We start from the raw sequence: 14,883 nt of genomic DNA, 5'->3' as shown, positions 1-14,883 counted from the left end.
CCCGCGCCCACAATGCTAAGCAGGTGCTCAGCATTGTGGGCGCGCGGGGCATGGGAAGGGAATCAGATGACGGTACAGGCGATATTGGACGACATTCGCAAGCGCCCGGGATCGGGTGACGTCATTCAAGTCATCGATCCCACCACCGAAGAGCCGATCACCGAATTCACCGACTGCGGGCCCGACGCCGTCGACGAAGCCGCCGCGCGAGCCAAGGCCTCCTTCGAGTCGGGCGCCTGGTCCCAATTGCCGGGCCGTGAGCGCGCCAAGATCATGTGGCGCATAGCGGACCTGATCGACGCGCATGCCGACGAATTCGCCCAGCTGGATTCGCTCAACACGGGCATGCCGCTGATGCAGGCGACGCTGCAGATGTCGACGTGTTCGGAGTTCTTCCGCTACTACGCCGGCTGGTGTTCGAAGATCAACGGCGTCGCCTACGACGTGAAGACCGACGGTATCGCGACGGACGCCTACGTCGACATGCACGCGTACACGTTGAAAGAGCCCTACGGCGTGGTGGGCCTGATCTTCCCGTGGAACGGACCGATCTTCAACGCCAGCGCCAAGCTCGCGCCGGCGCTGGCCGCGGGCTGCAGCGTGCTCGTCAAACCCGCTGAGGAGACACCGCTTTCGGCGCTGTTGCTCGACCAGCTGATCCACGAGGCGGGCGTTCCGGAGGGCGTCTCGAACCTGCTCACCGGCTACGGCCACACCGCGGGCGCCGCCATCACCGCGCACCCCGACGTCGAGAAGGTCGCCTTCACCGGTTCGACGGAGGTCGGCAAGGAGATCGTGCGGGCCTCGGCGGGGAACCTGAAGAAGGTGACGCTCGAACTGGGCGGCAAGTCGCCGGTGCTCATCTTCGATGACGCCGACATGGACAAGGCCATCCTGATGGCGTCGCTGGGCATCTTCGTGCATTCCGGGCAGGGCTGCGTGTGCGGGTCGCGGATCTTCGCGCAGCGCGGTGTGTACGACCGGGTCGTGGAAGGTATTTCCATGATGGCGAACACGTTCAAGCTCGGCGCGCCCAACGAGGAAGGCTGCGTCAGCGGCCCGCTGATCAGCCAGAAACAGCTGACCCGCGTCATGGGTTTCATCGACGAGGGCCGCAATGACGGCGTCGAGGTGGTGACCGGCGGCTACCGCCTGGACCGCAAGGGCTATTTCGTCCACCCGACGGTGCTCACGAACGTCGATCCGGGCATGCGGCTGTACCGGCAGGAGATCTTCGGGCCCGTCGTGACCATCCTGCCGTTCGACGACGAGGACCAGGGTGTGGCCATGGCCAACGACACCACCTACGGCCTGGCGGCCACCGCCTGGACGCAGGACGTCGGCCGGGCCCACCGGATGCTCAAGCGACTGCACGCCGGCAGCGTTCAGGTCAACTGCCAGTTGGTCTTCGACCACGACGTGCCCTTCGGCGGCCACAAGCAGTCCGGCTGGGGGCACGAGTTCGGCCGCGAGGGCATCGACATGTACATGAAGACCAAGTCGGCCTGGATTCAGCTCTAGCGGTCTCGTCGCGGGCCGAGCCCCGGGATCACGACGACGGGGGTGCGGCGGCGTAGTCGGCGTCGAAGGTGGATGCGACGGCGGCGATGAGTTCTGGCGCCGTGGCGCTGTCCAACGCCAGCGACAGCTCCCGGTTCTCGAGAAGGCTTGTGGTGGACAGGTTTTGGCTACCGATGATGAGCTCGCTGCCGTCGGTGAGCAGCATCTTCTCGTGCATGTAGAGGCCGGTGTCCGTCTTCGGAAACAGGTGCACCGAGCAGCCGGCGGCCGACACCTCGGCGATGCCCCGGGCCCACGCGGGATTCTCGGTCAAGACGATGCGGCAGTTCACCCCCCGGCGGGCCGCCTTGTCCAGCGCGCTGATCACGGCGCGATCCTTGAGCTCCTCGCTGGTGACGTCGAGGGTGCGGGAGGCGCTGTCGATGCGCTGCAGGAACTCGGCCCGCGCCGCGGGCGACCAGACCAGGTCGGGCGCCGGGGTCGCCGCGGGCGGCCGGCCGGCCGGGGCCGCGGTGTAATCGGTGTCGAATGTCGCGGCGATCGCCGGCACGTCGGCGGGGTTGGTGTCGAGCACCCAGGCGTCGCGGCTGGTGGCGTAGTACTGCGGCGTGAGGTTGCCGGTGCCGACGGCCGCGGTGATGTCGTCAACCACAATCGTCTTCTGGTGGTAGATCACCCCGTCCGGAGCCCATTTGACGCCGACGCCGGCGTCGTCGAGTTGCCGGAAGGTCTCGGCGTTGGTCTGGTAACCGTGGAACGCGGCATCCAGAATGACCCGGGTGTCCACCCCCCGGTGCTGCGCGTCGACGAGCGCGCCGACGGCGGCCGGATCGGTGAGTTCGTAGATGGTCATCCGCACCGAGCGCCTCGCGCCGGCGATCAATCCGATGATGGGGGAGTAGCCCGCCTCGGGCTCCTGGACCAGCTGGTAATCCGCGTCAGCGGCAGGGGCGCGCGGCGCAGCAACCGGGGCCGCCGCCACGGCCGCCGCGCACACCGCTGCCAGCGCTCTGCGCAACACGACGACGATCCCCACGCCTGGAGATGCTATTGCCGCGCACCGACATTGCGGTGGACCATTCAGGCAAGCGCGGCCAGCGCGGTCTCCGGGTTGTATCCGGCGAAACCGCCGAGCCTGCCGTCGCGCAGCCGATTCACCCACGCCGGGTCGGCCAGCAGGGCCCGCCCGACGGCCACCAGGTCGAACTCCCCGGCGTCGAACTGCTCGACCAGGCGGTCGACGGACGCGGGCTGGATCACCTGGCCGCGCTCCTCGCTGCGGAACTGGGTCTGCAGGCCGACCGAGCCGACGGCGACGACCGGGAGCCCGGTGACCTTCTTGGTCCACCCGGCCAGGCTCAACTCGCTGTCGTGGTCGGGGAACGCGGGCACGTAGTGCCGGCGGGTCGAGGGGTGCAGCACGTCGACGCCGGCATCCGCCAGCGGGGCGAGCAGCTCCTGCAGCTGCGTCGGGTCGTCGACGATGGACGCCGCGTAGTCGGTGCCCTTCCACTGCGAGAAGCGGAACATGATCGGGTAGTCCGGTCCGACCGCGGCGCGCACCGCGGCCACCACCTCGGCGGGAAACCGGGTCCGCGCGGCCAGCGACCCGCCGTACCCGTCGGTTCGCAGATTCGTTCGCTCCCAGAAGAATTGGTCCAGCAAGTAGCCGTGGGCCCCGTGCAGCTCGACCGCGTCGAACCCGAGGTCGCGCGCAGTGGCCGCGCTGCGCGCGAACAACGCCGCGACCTCGGGAAGCTCGCCGGTCGCCAGAGCGCGGCCCTTCGGCGCGCCGAACCCGTCGACGCCCGAGGGCCCGACCGGCAGCACGCCGTCGCTGTCGTCGCGCGCCACGCCCTGGTGCCACAGCTGCGCGGCGATGGTGCCGCCCTCGGCGTGCACGGCGTCGACGACACGCGTCCAGCCCGCGAGCACCTCGTCACCGGCGAGCGTGGGGACGCTGAACGGATAACCCGCGGCGGGGTCGGGCAGCCGCACTCCTTCGGTGATGATCAGCCCGACACCGCCGGCGGCGCGGCGCCGGTAGTACTCGGCGACGTCAGCGCCCGGGATGCCGCCGGGCGAGGCCTGGCGGGTCATCGGCGCCATCGCGAACCGGTTGGGGACGGTCAGCGATCGCACGGTCAACGGCGTAAACAGGTCGTCGGTTGCCATGCTGGTGCCCAACGCATCGCCCGTCGTGGCTATTCCGCGCCGCGGCCGTCCGGGACCGGCTTCGGATGAGGGGAATATGCTGTGCGGGGAAAGGAAACCCTCTGATGCTGAATCCGATCCAACTCGGCCAGCAGGTCATCGAATCGGTTCTCGCGGTGGTGGGCGTTCGCGCCGGGACCGAAGAGCCCAGCTACACTCGCCGCCGGCTGACCGGCACCGTCGAGATACGCGATTACGGACCGCGGATTGCCGCCGAGACAACGGTGGTCGACGACGAGAACCGCGCGCGCAACGCCGGGTTCCGGCGGCTGGCGGGATACATCTTCGGCGGCAATCACACCGACCAGTCGATCTCGATGACGGCACCCGTCGGCCAGCACCCGGCGCGAAACGCAGCGCAGATCTCGATGACCGCGCCGGTCGCGCAGGCTGTTGGCAGCGACGGCGGCTGGGTGATCCGGTTCTACATGCCCGCGAACTGGACGATGGATGCGCTCCCCGCCCCCGACGACGACCGGGTCCGCCTGGTCGAGGTGCCGCCCGAGACGGTGGCGGTGCTGCGATTCAGCGGTGACCGCAGCCCGAAGGCCATCGCCGCCCGCACTTCAGAACTCCTGGACGCGTTGCGGGAGAAGGGTGTTCGCCCCGCCGGGGATCCCGGCGCATGGTTCTACGATCCGCCGTGGACCCTGCCACCGTTTCGCCGCAACGAGATCGCCGTCCCGGTCGATCCGGCTTCGGTACCGGTCTAGGCCGGTTGCGGGAAGGTTGGCTCGGTGCACGCAGCGTCGCGAATTGCCCTGGTAGCGCTCGCGTTTGCGGCGCTCGCGGTGGCCGAGCCGCACGGGCCGGCGCTCGCCGATCCGCCACCCACCCAGCAGATCACCGTCGTGGCCATCGGCCCGGGCGGCGGACCGATCAACGGCTACCGGGAGGCGCCGGGACAGGACAACGTCGCGACCGTCGACGACTGCAGCACGCCGTCGCCGTCGGCGGTCGCCGCCAACATCTACTACTGCTCGCCCAGTGCCGCCGGAGCCGGCACATGCTGGCCGTCGACAGCGGGATCGCTTCTCTGCGTCGATAATCCGTGGGACAAGCAGCTTCATCGCGTGACCTATGGCCGCCCGCTGCCGCCCGTGCAACCCCCCGCTCTGCCGGACCCGTTCGCGTTGACCCTCGACGACGGAACGCACTGCCTGTTCCGCAACGGCGGCGCGTGGGGCGGGCGCGACGACGGCTACGTGCCGGTCTACGGCTGCGACGTCGCGGGCGCCGACCTCGCGGTGCTGTGGCTGCCCAGCCAGGGTGAGGGCAACTGCATCGACCGCTCGTCGCAGGTGTGGACGGTCAAAGTCGGCCAACTCGGCGCGCCGGGCGCCCACCTTCCGCCGCCACAGACCCGCACGGTCACGGCCGTCTGGTTCGCCGGGGATTGACCCGGGGCGGGATGCTATAACGCAACCTATGTCAGACACCGGGCACACGATCACCCACGTTTCCGATACGGCCCGATGGACGGCCCTGCACCGGGCGACCGAGTCCGCCCGCCCCGACGCGTTGTTTCACGACCCGCTCGCCGAACGCCTCGCCGGTCAGCACGGCCGCGCGATCGTCGCCCAAGTCCCGCGCAGCACGCGCAACGGGTGGTGGCTGGTCGCGCGCACCAAGATCATCGATGACGCCATCGCGGCCGCGATCGCCGACGGCTGTGACCGGGTGCTCAACCTGGCCGCCGGACTGGACACGAGGCCCTACCGTCTGGAACTCCCGCCCGACTTCGGCTGGGTGGAAGCGGACCTGCCGGCACTGCTGGCGGAGAAGACCGAGCTGCTCGCCGACCAGACGCCGCGCTGCAGGCTGACCCGCGCCGCCGTCGACCTGGCCGAGCCGCACGCGCGCGACGCCTTCCTCGACGACGCGCTGGCCGGCGCGCAAAAGGCGCTCGTCCTCACCGAGGGATTGCTGATGTACCTGCAGGAACGTGACGTCGTCGCGCTCTCCGGGGCGATCACCCGGCCCGAGGTCGCGTGGTGGATGCTCGATTTCGCCGGCCCGGGCCTGAAGAAGATGATGAACAAGAAGATGGCCGGCATGCTGCAGAACGCGCCGTTCGTCTTCGCCCCCGACAACGGGCTGGCGTTCTTCGAGGGCCTGGGCTGGAAGCCCCTGCAGTGGGAGGCGCTGTACCTGGCCGCCCGCCGGTTACATCGGCTGCCGGCGTTCATGCGCCCGTACGCCTGGCTGCCGCAGCCCGATCCGCGTCGTCCCGGTCGCCGGGCGTGGAGCGCGGCCACCCTGTTGACCCGCTAGGAACGCTCGCTACCAGACGCGCACCCAGTCGACGAGCATGTTGGCGGGATAGGAACCCGGCCCGGGATCGCCGCCTCCGGAGCCGGCCACCGCGAGGTTGAACACCGTGTACACGGTGTAGCCGGGGGCGTTGAACGGCCAGTCCGGCAGCGAGCTGGCCGGCACGTCGAAGTAGGGTTGCGCGCCGTCGACGTAGTCTTTCCAGAACCGGATCCCCGCCTCGTCCCACTGGGTTCGCCAGGTGTGCCAGCCGCTGTCCAGCGCGATGTTGTGGGTCTTCCACTCGCCGCCGTTCGATTTGGCGTGGACGGTGGTGGCGGCCGGCCAAAGGCCGTTGCCGTACCACTCCATGACGTCGATCTCGCCCTCGTCCTGGTTGCCCATCCAGTAGGCGGGCCAGGCGCCCGGGGTCAGGCAGTCGAGCTTGATACGGGCCTCCCACGTGTGCCCTACGCCGCCCCGCCAGGTGCTTTGCACCTTGCCGCTGTAATAGGTGGGGCCGTCCTTGGCGGCGCGCAGGACCAGATTGGACTTGCCGTCCAGGAAGACGTTCTGGCGACTGTCGCGGTACTGCCCGATGTTCTCGGGCCGCTCCCAATACGTCGGGTCCTTGATGGTCTCGCGCGCTTGCGCCACCGCCCATTTCGACGCGTCGGGAGCCGACCCGGCGGGCCCGTCGAACTCGTCGGCGAAGATGTAGCTTCCGGCTTGGCCGCTGGGGGCCTCGGGCGGTGCCACCCGGCCCCGGGAAGCCGGGCGGGCCCGCGCTTCCGGGGCGGTCAGCGCGGCTGCCAGCACGCCGATTCCCGTCGTCACGATCAGGCGGCGGCGATCCATCTCCGGCATAAGCAAGGGACGATAGCAGCCTGTGCCGCGCACGGTCGAAACAGCAAATGTGTCAGAGCGCTTCGCTAGGGTCCTCCTCGCGGATCTCGATACCGGTCCGCGGTACCGATTTCGAATGAGGAAAATTCATGGCCAATTCTCACTTCCCGAGCAGCTAATTCGCTGACCTGCACACCGCCGCTCACGACAACCGCTCCGTCCGCAGAGCGTCCGCAGAAGCATCCGCAGCCATCCGCTTCGTGATCACCATGCCGACCGCCGCCCGGGTCGAATCATCAGTGTCCGGCCACAAATGCGAGTAAACGTCCAGCGTCGTGCTTGCGCTCTCGTGACGCATCCGCGCCTGCACCACCTTGACATCAGCACCCGACGCGATCAGCAGCGAAGCCAGGTAATGCCGCAGATCATGGAACGTGAACCTCTCCGGCAAACCTTCAACAACTCCCGATTCACGGACCTTTTTGATGGCTTCGTAAATGATCCACGGACCACACGGCCTACCCCTGCGGTTAGTCACCATCATTTCGCCACCGAACCGCTGCACCGAAGCGGACAGCATCAGCGCCAGGTCCCGGGGGATCGGGATTGGTGCATCGCTGCCAGGCGTCTTCAACGGTGCCCCGGCCCACTGCTGCCTCGGATGCACCACACCCCGGACGCCTTATCTAGGCGGGTCGGGTGAGCTGGTAACGCATGTGCATCTGCCCGACGAGATCGCCATATTAGCTCCGGGTCAGGAATGGATCACCATGTGGGACTCGTCCACGGCGCGGTATGACAAACGCGACGAGTTGGGCTCTCGTTTCGAGGGTTCCGTACGTTTCCAGGATAGCCGCCGCAACCGGTTCGAGAATCGGGCGATTCTGGACTGGGCAACGCATTTCGACACGCTGTATGTCGGGGATAGCCCGGATGTGAACGCAAAGACGGTTGCGGACAAGTTGACCGAAATCGCGGGTGTGCTCAAGGGTTATACGAGCGAGCACGGCGGGGTTTGGGTGTATCCGAAGGCTGCGGACGAAGAACGGCAGTACTTGGCGGAACGTGCCGCGCAGTTGCAGGCCCATCGAGACCGCATCAACGAGATGTTGAATGCAGGGGAGCAGCGTTACGGTACGCCGCAGGCCGGAAGTGATGAGACTGCGCCGCAACGCCAGTAGGATTCCCACCGGCAGCCGCTTCACGGGTCTGATGATGCCAAGCATGTGCTGCTGTTGTCAGCGATTCGGGCTACATCGCTCCAGCGCCAGGCGCTCCGGCCCTGGGGCCTGAAGAGACGTGGGTAGTCGCGGAGGTCATCTTTCGATTCGCCACCACTCCTAACGGCATTCCGGTATTTTGAGCCGCCATGAGCTCGCCGATGCCGATGCCCGCCGCCGGCTGGTATCCCGACCCGTCCGGCGCGAACGCTATGCGTTACTGGGATGGCGGTGCGTGGACCCCCAGCTTGGCGCCGATGCCGCAGCCGACGACCGTTGTCGGGGCGGCCATGCCGTCCAAACCGCAACGCGCAACCGCGCTCGATCAGGAACTTATGGCGGTGGTGGCGCGCGGCGGCCGGGTCGAAGCGCGTACGACGACGTCGGCGATTGTGGCCACGGGCAGGCCGATCAACCACGTTCTGCATCTACTCGTGACCGTCCTCTTATGCGGCCTATGGCTGCCCGTGTGGATTGTCATGACGGTCAGCGGCGGAGAGAAGCGCACCACCATCAGTGTCGACGAAAACGGCCACGTGCAACGAACAAACGGGATGCCAGCATCGCCGACGGCGAACTGGCTCGGTCGAATGTCTGAGGACCAGGCGACTTTGGTGGTTATCGCAGTTCTGATCGGCGTCGTCGCGCTGGTGGTTGGCATCGCCCACCTGGTTCATTAACGGCTCGGTACTGAAGCATCCCGAGTTCGATGCACACCTCATTTCGTGTGACCGGTGTGCTTCCCGATCTGGTCCCGAGCCTAGTCGTAATTGCAACGTCCAGATTCGGTTCATCTAGACATACCAGGGTTCCTGGGCAAGTCAGCGGACCGCGACAGTTGTGGCGAGGTGGTGTCCCGTGGGGGATCGCGTCGTAGACGCTGCCTGTGGTTGTCGGCTTGTGAATCCCTCGGCGGCGCCGAACATCCATGCCTTTCTCACGGCCCGCTGACATGAAGCGTCGCGCAACTGTGCGGCCGTCGTCACAGGTGAGTGGCACAATGACTTGCGGAGATAACCGGCGGCATTGTCTGGCGTCTGCAACACTGGCCCCGTGGCTGCCGATCTGTTCTGCACCGTCGAGATCGGCGGCCTTTTCAGGCAGGTCGTTGCCGATGGTCGGTAACCGCGGTGTCAAACAGCATCAGTCGACTCCTGGCCCGGCGATACCGCGCCGGCGCGTTTGTCTGTTGGCGTGCATTTCGGCGACGCTGATGGTCGCGGGTGCGTGCGGGCATTCGTCGCAGCACAACGCGGCGTCAAGCACGACCCCGACTACGAATGACGCGCAGGCGCGCGAAGACTCGCGGGCAAGCCAATTGTGTACACAGGCGTTCGCCGCGTCTGCGGGCACGGCGCAAGGACATGCCCGTCCTCCGGTGGACCTCTTCGAAATCGGCGACGCCAGCCAAGTCAAGCAGCGCATTGAAACGCTCTCCAGAGATTGGAGGGAGGGTTCTGTGCCCAGAGAGGTCGATTTCAGTCTGTCATCGAATGACCCGGATAAGATCAATACCGTCGTCTGCGTCCGCATCATCTACATCGTCGTGGGCCACTACCAGAGCGCATCCGGAGCCGGGTCCACCGAGGCGGTGCGGCAGGATTACGACGCTCGAGTCGTGGACTGGCACAGCGGTGAAGTTGTTGCCTCGCAATATTTCCAGGGTCCCGATCCTCCCGAATCTGCGAAGGTCGGTACCGATAACGAGGCGGTCGTTGGGGACGAGCCCGAGGACGCACTGGGCAGCTGGTTGCACGGCGTCCTCTCGGGATAACGCCCGACGCGACTTACCCTCTCAGCGCTGCACAACCTACGGTCGAGGTTGCGACCTCGAATTGAGACGTCCTCGAATCACCAATTTTGAAGAGCGCAGGATAGCCCCTCATTGCAAGGAAGCTGCGGTCCTCGAGGCGCATACGGCCCCTGAATCTGGACGCAATATCCGGTGCCCATTGGGCTGAGCATCTCTCCACGCGGGCAAATGTCATCAGGGGGCTAGGAAGTCCTTGGATACAGGCGACGGTGTTGAAGTTCACCGGGGCGCGTCGACTCTCCAATGCCATTAGTGCACGTCTGGCACGGGCGGAGGCGTCGTCTGACTTTCGCTGAACTGCTGCGCTCAGGCGGGCGATCCTGTGTTCGTAGTCAGGCCGAGGCATCTTCAGCGGCTTCTCCGGTCAGACTGCCGATGATCGCGTCGAGTCGGTCCAGGGTGCTTTGGAGTGCGTCGGCCGCTCTGGCGCGCCCTTCGGGTTTTGCCGCCTCAATCAGCCGGACAGTTTCGTCGCGCTGGCGAATGTGGACAGGCAGGAAGGTTGGCGTTGTTCGGAAACGGTTTGCAGGACAGGCATGGTGTCGGCACCAAGTCACATTTTTGCTTTTCCGGCAGGGTGCAGTACCCGTTGGGGAAGGGTTGACCGGAGCCGGTATCAATTCCGCATCACGTCAGCGGCTGCCTTGATCCGGAGCGAGGACACGACTTCGCACAGCCCGATAACGACGAACCACAGGCCAGCCGCCGGTATAAGCGCGTAAAACGACCATTCCCAGTAACAAAGTAACGGTAACGAAATACCGGCGATTAAACCGAGGATTCCAAGCAAAATGTGCCAGCCACGTCCGAGCCGGTTGTGGTCGGTGACCGCCGCTCGCTCCTGCGCACCGCCGCGCACGATTAACCCAACCGCTAGCGCGACGAACAAATAACGGTAATTGATCCCGGTTGATTTAAGATACAGAACTACCAAACCCAAGATTAGCGACGCCGCGCCGCTGGCAAATAACATAAACCGGGCGGCGGAAATTCGCGTGGCTGACGCAACGAACAGTTGCGCCATACCGGTTGTTAGAAGATACAGGAAAATACAGAACACGAAGGGAGTCAAGGTCATGCCCGACCATGACCATGTCACCACAACGAAGCCCACGGTGACGCCCAGCAACCCCGATGCCAGTTGCGACGACCACAACCGCTTCGACACCCCTTGTTGCTGAGGGGTTTCTGTCTCCGTGCCGATAAAGGTGTCGGACTTCGGTGGTGTCTTCCCGCGCGGTTCGCGGGGATCGCTGATCCCCATGCCCTGGGGTTCGGTGGGTGGAGCGTCCAGCGTGGCGGTTGAGCCGGTCGAGGCCGGGCGCGTATTGGTTGCGGTGACGCCGGGTGGCTGCAAGGCAGGCCCGAGAGGCGCCTGCGTGTCGATGTTCGCCAGGATGGTATCCACGTCGGTTCGGGTGCGGTAGGTGACGTCTTCGCGGTCGCGCAGTTTGGTCAAGAGCATCACGATGTCTTTGCGGGCGGCGTCGTGCTCGCCGTCTTCCCGGAGGCCGAATTGGAGCTGAGTGACGAGTGCGGCCTGATCACGCGGGCTGAGCTGGTCAGTGCCTGCGATGGCGGTGTAGAGCCGGATCAGGTATTCGAACGGCACCGGCGGTTCGGCGGGCAGCGGCGAGGGGGGCGGTTGGCGCTGTGCTCGCGCTCGGTGCAGCGCCGACAACAAGCGCATGCCCGCCGTCGACGTCGAAGTGCGGTAGTCAACCGTCTGGACCGTTGCCAGAGGATTGAGCTGCATGCTGTCGACGGGGCCGACCTGGACGGGAAGGATCGGCAGCCCAAGATTCTGTGCGTAGTGCAACTCGGCCTGGCAGGGCTTCGATTGGATTGAGTTTTGCGACAGCGCAAAGATAAACACGTCGCAGCCGCGGATCTGCTCGAGGATTGCATGCCACCAGGCGTCGCCGCCGGCGAGTCGCTGATCCAGCCACACCTGCTCGTCGGCGTCACGCAAATCCTGGGTCAGCCGTGTGACTGCTTCTTTGTCCCGGCTGGAGTAGCTGACGAACACTCCCATGTCGTGCACTCCCTCAAACGAGCTAGGTCCAGCTGCACTGGAAACGCAGCATACGCGCGGACCACTTTGTTTGCGCACGGGATGGCCGATGCGTGAACCACCGAAGGACTTTCGCTGAGCGCGATCAACCAGTGGTCCTCGCGGACGGTATGCGAACGTCGCACACCATGTCGGCATCTTGTCAGCGTCGCTGTTGTCGGTGGCTCTGCCGATCAGCCGAAGGCCCACGAACCGAATTGTGCGACGCCCGCAACCCGCACTGTCGCCGCAGCCAATCAGCCGTCTGGCGTTTCGTGCGTTCGTGTTTAGGGTGACCGCCGTCGTTTATGACAGCCGCAACGCTGCAGTACTGACGTCGCCTTAGGTTGGTGTGTTCGCTCTCGGAAACTGGACACGTGTACAGTTATGGTGGTGCAGTGGTCCCTGCATAGGTGCAGCGCGCGGCCCCGGGACGTCGGGGTGACGTGCTATCAGTGAGTCGTGACTCTCGACGTTCCCGATGATGCACCAAGATACCGTTTCATGCGGTGCCCACATCGGCAGCTTGGTGCCCTGCACCGAAGGCGGATGGATGGTGCTGCCGCCGTAAAATGCCCATGTGGCAGGAAGCGTTGGTCATGGCGAGGACCAACACGGACCGGAGCGAAGCTTCCCTTTCGCGCTTGGGGACTGACTGAAGTTCCGTCAGCCTGAACCCGCATGGTTCGGCGCGTTGGCCAGAGTGCGAGCTGGTTGTGATGACCTTGCTCGAGTTGCGTCCAGCAGAGTGGTGTACGAGTCGGGCCTGATCAGGATGTCCGGCGTGTCGTAGCCGAATGAATGAAGGTCATCGCGTGATTCTTCGAGAGACCGACCAAAGTCACTCGAGCAAAGGAATCGACGCGATGACCACTGCCCACGATATCGACTGGCCCGCCGTGCTGGCTGATCGACTCACCACCACCAGCCCGGATGTGTTGCGTGAGCTGCTGGCCACGTTCATCCACACCCTGATGGGCGCCGAAGCAGACGCGCTGTGCGGCGCCGGCTACGGGCAGCGCAGTTCCGAGCGCACCAATCAGCGCAACGGCTATCGTCACCGCCAGTTCGACACGCGTGCAGGCAGTTTGGACCTGGCGATCCCCAAGCTGCGCCATGGCTCGTACTTCCCGGATTGGCTGCTGGAACGCCGTAAACGCGCCGAACGGGCCCTGACCACCGTGGTGGCCACCTGCTACCTGCTGGGGGTGTCGACGCGGCGGATGGACAAGCTCGTCGAGACTCTGGGAATCACGTCGTTGTCGAAGTCGCAGGTGTCGGTGATGGCCACGGAGCTCGACGCGGCCGTCGAAGCCTTCCGGACCCGCCCGTTGGATGCCGGTCCGTACACCTTCATGGCCGCCGATGCCCTGGTGCTCAAGGTTCGCGAAGGTGGGCGGGTGGTCAACGTGCACGCCTTGATCGCCGTCGGGGTGAACGCCGACGGTTACCGCGAGATCCTCGGGGTCGATGTCACCACAGCCGAGGACGGTGCTGGCTGGCTGACGTTCCTGCGCTCGCTGACAGCCCGCGGCCTCTCAGGCGTGAAGCTGGTGACTTCCGACGCGCATGCCGGACTGGTCGCCGCGATCGGCGCGACCCTGCCGGGCGCATCGTGGCAGCGCTGCCGCACCCACTACACGACCAATCTCATGGCCGTCACACCCAAGGCGTCCTGGCCGTGGGTCAAGACCCTGCTGCACTCGGTGTTCGATCAGCCCGACGCGGACTCCGTTGCCGCCCAATATGATCGGGTGATTGACGCGTTAGATGGAAAGCTGCCTAAGACAGCTGAACACCTTGAGGCCGCGCGAGCGGACCTGCTTGCGTTCACGGCGTTCCCCAAACAGATCTGGCGGCAGATCTGGTCCAACAACCCCCAGGAGCGGCTCAACAAGGAGATCCGCCGACGCACCGACGTCGTCGGGATCTTCCCCGACCGCAACGCCCTCATTCGTCTCGTCGGCGCCGTGCTGGCCGAACAACACGACGAATGGGCCGAGTCCCGGCGCTACCTCGGCCTCGACGTGCTGAGCAAATCACGCGCGGTCAACGACACCCCAACAGAACAGGAGGACACCCCGGCGGCGCTGACCGCCTGACACATCACGACGAAGAATCACACAACGACGTCGTACACCACGTCCCTGGACTTGACCGAGCGCGGTTCTGGCTACTTTCTATTCGATCTGCGAGTTGTTGCTATCTAGCGCGGGAACCGGTGCGCGGATGCGCGCGTCCGACACATACACGGAGACATCGAGCGCGAAGTGTTGCGCGGGCGAGGCTACGACCCTGATGATCGGGCAATTGCGGCCGCCCTCGATCTGGTGCGTTGGGAACTGTCGATGCTTAATGACCGCCGCGCGGAACCGCCCGGCTTCTCGCTTAAATGATGACAGCTCCAGATAGAGGCGTTAGCCGGGGTAACGAGCGCCGCGCAGTTGGCGCGCTGTGCGCAATCGTTCTCGTCCTAGCACTGTCATACATCATGCGCCGCGATGTGCACTGGCCGGCAGTGTGGCGAGGGCTGGAGTCGCAGGGTGGGCTGTTCATCCTCACCAGCGCAGCAATCGTGTTCCAGGCGGCCGGCGTCTTGCTGGTCGTCTGGGAGTTGTCGCAAGCCAAGTGGCGGATGATCTGGTTCGACCACTACCTCGCCGAGTTGTCCAGAATGACCGACGAGGTTGCTCCGAAGGCTCTCGCCGAGAAAGCGGCGGCACAGCACAGCGGAAGGATTTTCAGCGCTACCGTCCTCAAGCCAATCCTGGAACGGATCGCCAGCTACGAGAAAGACAAGCTCTATCTAGTGGGCACCACCAACATCCTGAAGATGTACGCGCAGCTGCCAGTCCTGGTACCTACGGCGCCGGCCTGGGTCGGACCGACACTGCTGCTTCTGGGCATAGGTTTCGGCGGCGCAGCAAATCTGCTGGGGATCGTCGCACCCCACTGATTTGCGG

General features: G+C 65.5%; 14 protein-coding genes. 9 read left to right on the top strand and 5 right to left on the bottom strand.

The genetic code is table 11. From position 1 onward, the window contains the following. Positions 1–66: 66 nt before the first annotated feature. Positions 67–1,521 (top strand): aldehyde dehydrogenase family protein, encoded by a 1,455-nt coding sequence (locus tag G6N48_RS06250; RefSeq protein WP_085271140.1) that lies wholly within the window; start codon positions 67–69, stop codon positions 1,519–1,521. Positions 1,522–1,549: 28 nt separating this feature from the next. Here G6N48_RS06250 and G6N48_RS06245 read toward each other — a convergent pair whose 3' ends face one another. Further along, positions 1,550–2,557 (bottom strand): phospholipase D-like domain-containing protein, encoded by a 1,008-nt coding sequence (locus tag G6N48_RS06245; protein WP_085271139.1) that lies wholly within the window; start codon positions 2,555–2,557, stop codon positions 1,550–1,552. 44 nt (positions 2,558–2,601) lie between these two features. After that, complete coding sequence (locus tag G6N48_RS06240; RefSeq protein ID WP_085271138.1) at positions 2,602–3,696, bottom strand: NADH:flavin oxidoreductase; 1,095 nt, start codon at positions 3,694–3,696, stop codon at positions 2,602–2,604. A 104-nt stretch (positions 3,697–3,800) separates the two neighbouring features. Here G6N48_RS06240 and G6N48_RS06235 point away from each other — a divergent pair, with 104 nt between their 5' ends. The 3 genes from G6N48_RS06235 to G6N48_RS06225 are packed head-to-tail and all read left to right on the top strand — an operon-like array spanning position 3,801 to position 6,009. Continuing rightward, positions 3,801–4,448: an SOUL family heme-binding protein gene (locus tag G6N48_RS06235; RefSeq protein WP_085271137.1), complete on the top strand. Its 648-nt coding sequence runs from the start codon at positions 3,801–3,803 to the stop codon at positions 4,446–4,448. Positions 4,449–4,472: 24 nt separating this feature from the next. Then, positions 4,473–5,135: a hypothetical protein gene (locus G6N48_RS27815; protein WP_085271136.1), complete on the top strand. Its 663-nt coding sequence runs from the start codon at positions 4,473–4,475 to the stop codon at positions 5,133–5,135. Positions 5,136–5,163: 28 nt separating this feature from the next. Then, positions 5,164–6,009 (top strand): class I SAM-dependent methyltransferase, encoded by an 846-nt coding sequence (locus G6N48_RS06225; protein ID WP_085271135.1) that lies wholly within the window; start codon positions 5,164–5,166, stop codon positions 6,007–6,009. 9 nt (positions 6,010–6,018) lie between these two features. Here the strand turns inward: G6N48_RS06225 and G6N48_RS06220 are convergent, their stop codons facing one another. After that, complete coding sequence (locus tag G6N48_RS06220; protein WP_085271134.1) at positions 6,019–6,855, bottom strand: glycoside hydrolase family 16 protein; 837 nt, start codon at positions 6,853–6,855, stop codon at positions 6,019–6,021. 181 nt (positions 6,856–7,036) lie between these two features. Further along, positions 7,037–7,504, bottom strand: a complete 468-nt coding sequence (locus G6N48_RS06215) for a tyrosine-type recombinase/integrase (protein WP_085271133.1) — start codon at positions 7,502–7,504, stop codon at positions 7,037–7,039. Between the two features lie 46 nt (positions 7,505–7,550). Here G6N48_RS06215 and G6N48_RS06210 point away from each other — a divergent pair, with 46 nt between their 5' ends. The 3 genes from G6N48_RS06210 (at position 7,551) to G6N48_RS06200 (ending at position 9,828) form a co-directional block, all read left to right on the top strand. Then, positions 7,551–8,015 (top strand): hypothetical protein, encoded by a 465-nt coding sequence (locus G6N48_RS06210; RefSeq protein ID WP_085271132.1) that lies wholly within the window; start codon positions 7,551–7,553, stop codon positions 8,013–8,015. Positions 8,016–8,203: 188 nt separating this feature from the next. Then, the gene (locus tag G6N48_RS06205) at positions 8,204–8,734 is read left to right on the top strand and encodes a DUF2510 domain-containing protein (protein WP_232066557.1); all 531 of its coding nucleotides are present in this window, start codon (positions 8,204–8,206) and stop codon (positions 8,732–8,734) included. Between the two features lie 698 nt (positions 8,735–9,432). After that, complete coding sequence (locus tag G6N48_RS06200) at positions 9,433–9,828, top strand: hypothetical protein (RefSeq protein ID WP_085271131.1); 396 nt, start codon at positions 9,433–9,435, stop codon at positions 9,826–9,828. A 655-nt stretch (positions 9,829–10,483) separates the two neighbouring features. On the opposite strand, the gene G6N48_RS06195 is transcribed toward G6N48_RS06200, so the two are convergent. Beyond that, complete coding sequence (locus G6N48_RS06195; protein WP_161494246.1) at positions 10,484–11,902, bottom strand: TIR domain-containing protein; 1,419 nt, start codon at positions 11,900–11,902, stop codon at positions 10,484–10,486. Positions 11,903–12,786: 884 nt separating this feature from the next. Here G6N48_RS06195 and G6N48_RS06190 point away from each other — a divergent pair. After that, complete coding sequence (locus G6N48_RS06190; protein ID WP_085272091.1) at positions 12,787–14,022, top strand: IS256 family transposase; 1,236 nt, start codon at positions 12,787–12,789, stop codon at positions 14,020–14,022. A 389-nt stretch (positions 14,023–14,411) separates the two neighbouring features. Further along, positions 14,412–14,876 carry a hypothetical protein gene (locus tag G6N48_RS06185; protein ID WP_085271264.1) on the top strand — a complete coding sequence of 155 codons (465 nt, stop codon included), beginning with the start codon at positions 14,412–14,414 and terminating at the stop codon, positions 14,874–14,876. The last annotated feature ends 7 nt before the right edge of the window (positions 14,877–14,883 follow it).

This window comes from Mycobacterium parmense, from assembly GCF_010730575.1.
Lineage (GTDB): Bacteria > Actinomycetota > Actinomycetes > Mycobacteriales > Mycobacteriaceae > Mycobacterium > Mycobacterium parmense.
The sequence above is the reverse complement of the archived record's forward strand: the minus strand, read 5'-3'. Positions and strand labels throughout refer to the sequence as shown.

Excerpts from the sequence above, each read along its gene's own strand:
- G6N48_RS06250 (WP_085271140.1), top strand. The coding sequence starts at position 67 with ATGACGGTACAGGCGATATTGGACGACATTCGCAAGCGCCCGGGATCG.
- G6N48_RS06225 (WP_085271135.1), top strand. The coding sequence starts at position 5,164 with ATGTCAGACACCGGGCACACGATCACCCACGTTTCCGATACGGCCCGA.
- G6N48_RS06240 (WP_085271138.1), bottom strand. The coding sequence starts at position 3,696 with ATGGCAACCGACGACCTGTTTACGCCGTTGACCGTGCGATCGCTGACC.
- G6N48_RS06185 (WP_085271264.1), top strand. The coding sequence starts at position 14,412 with ATGCGCCGCGATGTGCACTGGCCGGCAGTGTGGCGAGGGCTGGAGTCG.
- G6N48_RS06220 (WP_085271134.1), bottom strand. The coding sequence starts at position 6,855 with ATGCCGGAGATGGATCGCCGCCGCCTGATCGTGACGACGGGAATCGGC.
- G6N48_RS06205 (WP_232066557.1), top strand. The coding sequence starts at position 8,204 with ATGAGCTCGCCGATGCCGATGCCCGCCGCCGGCTGGTATCCCGACCCG.
- G6N48_RS06235 (WP_085271137.1), top strand. The coding sequence starts at position 3,801 with ATGCTGAATCCGATCCAACTCGGCCAGCAGGTCATCGAATCGGTTCTC.
- G6N48_RS06195 (WP_161494246.1), bottom strand. The coding sequence starts at position 11,902 with ATGGGAGTGTTCGTCAGCTACTCCAGCCGGGACAAAGAAGCAGTCACA.
- G6N48_RS06190 (WP_085272091.1), top strand. The coding sequence starts at position 12,787 with ATGACCACTGCCCACGATATCGACTGGCCCGCCGTGCTGGCTGATCGA.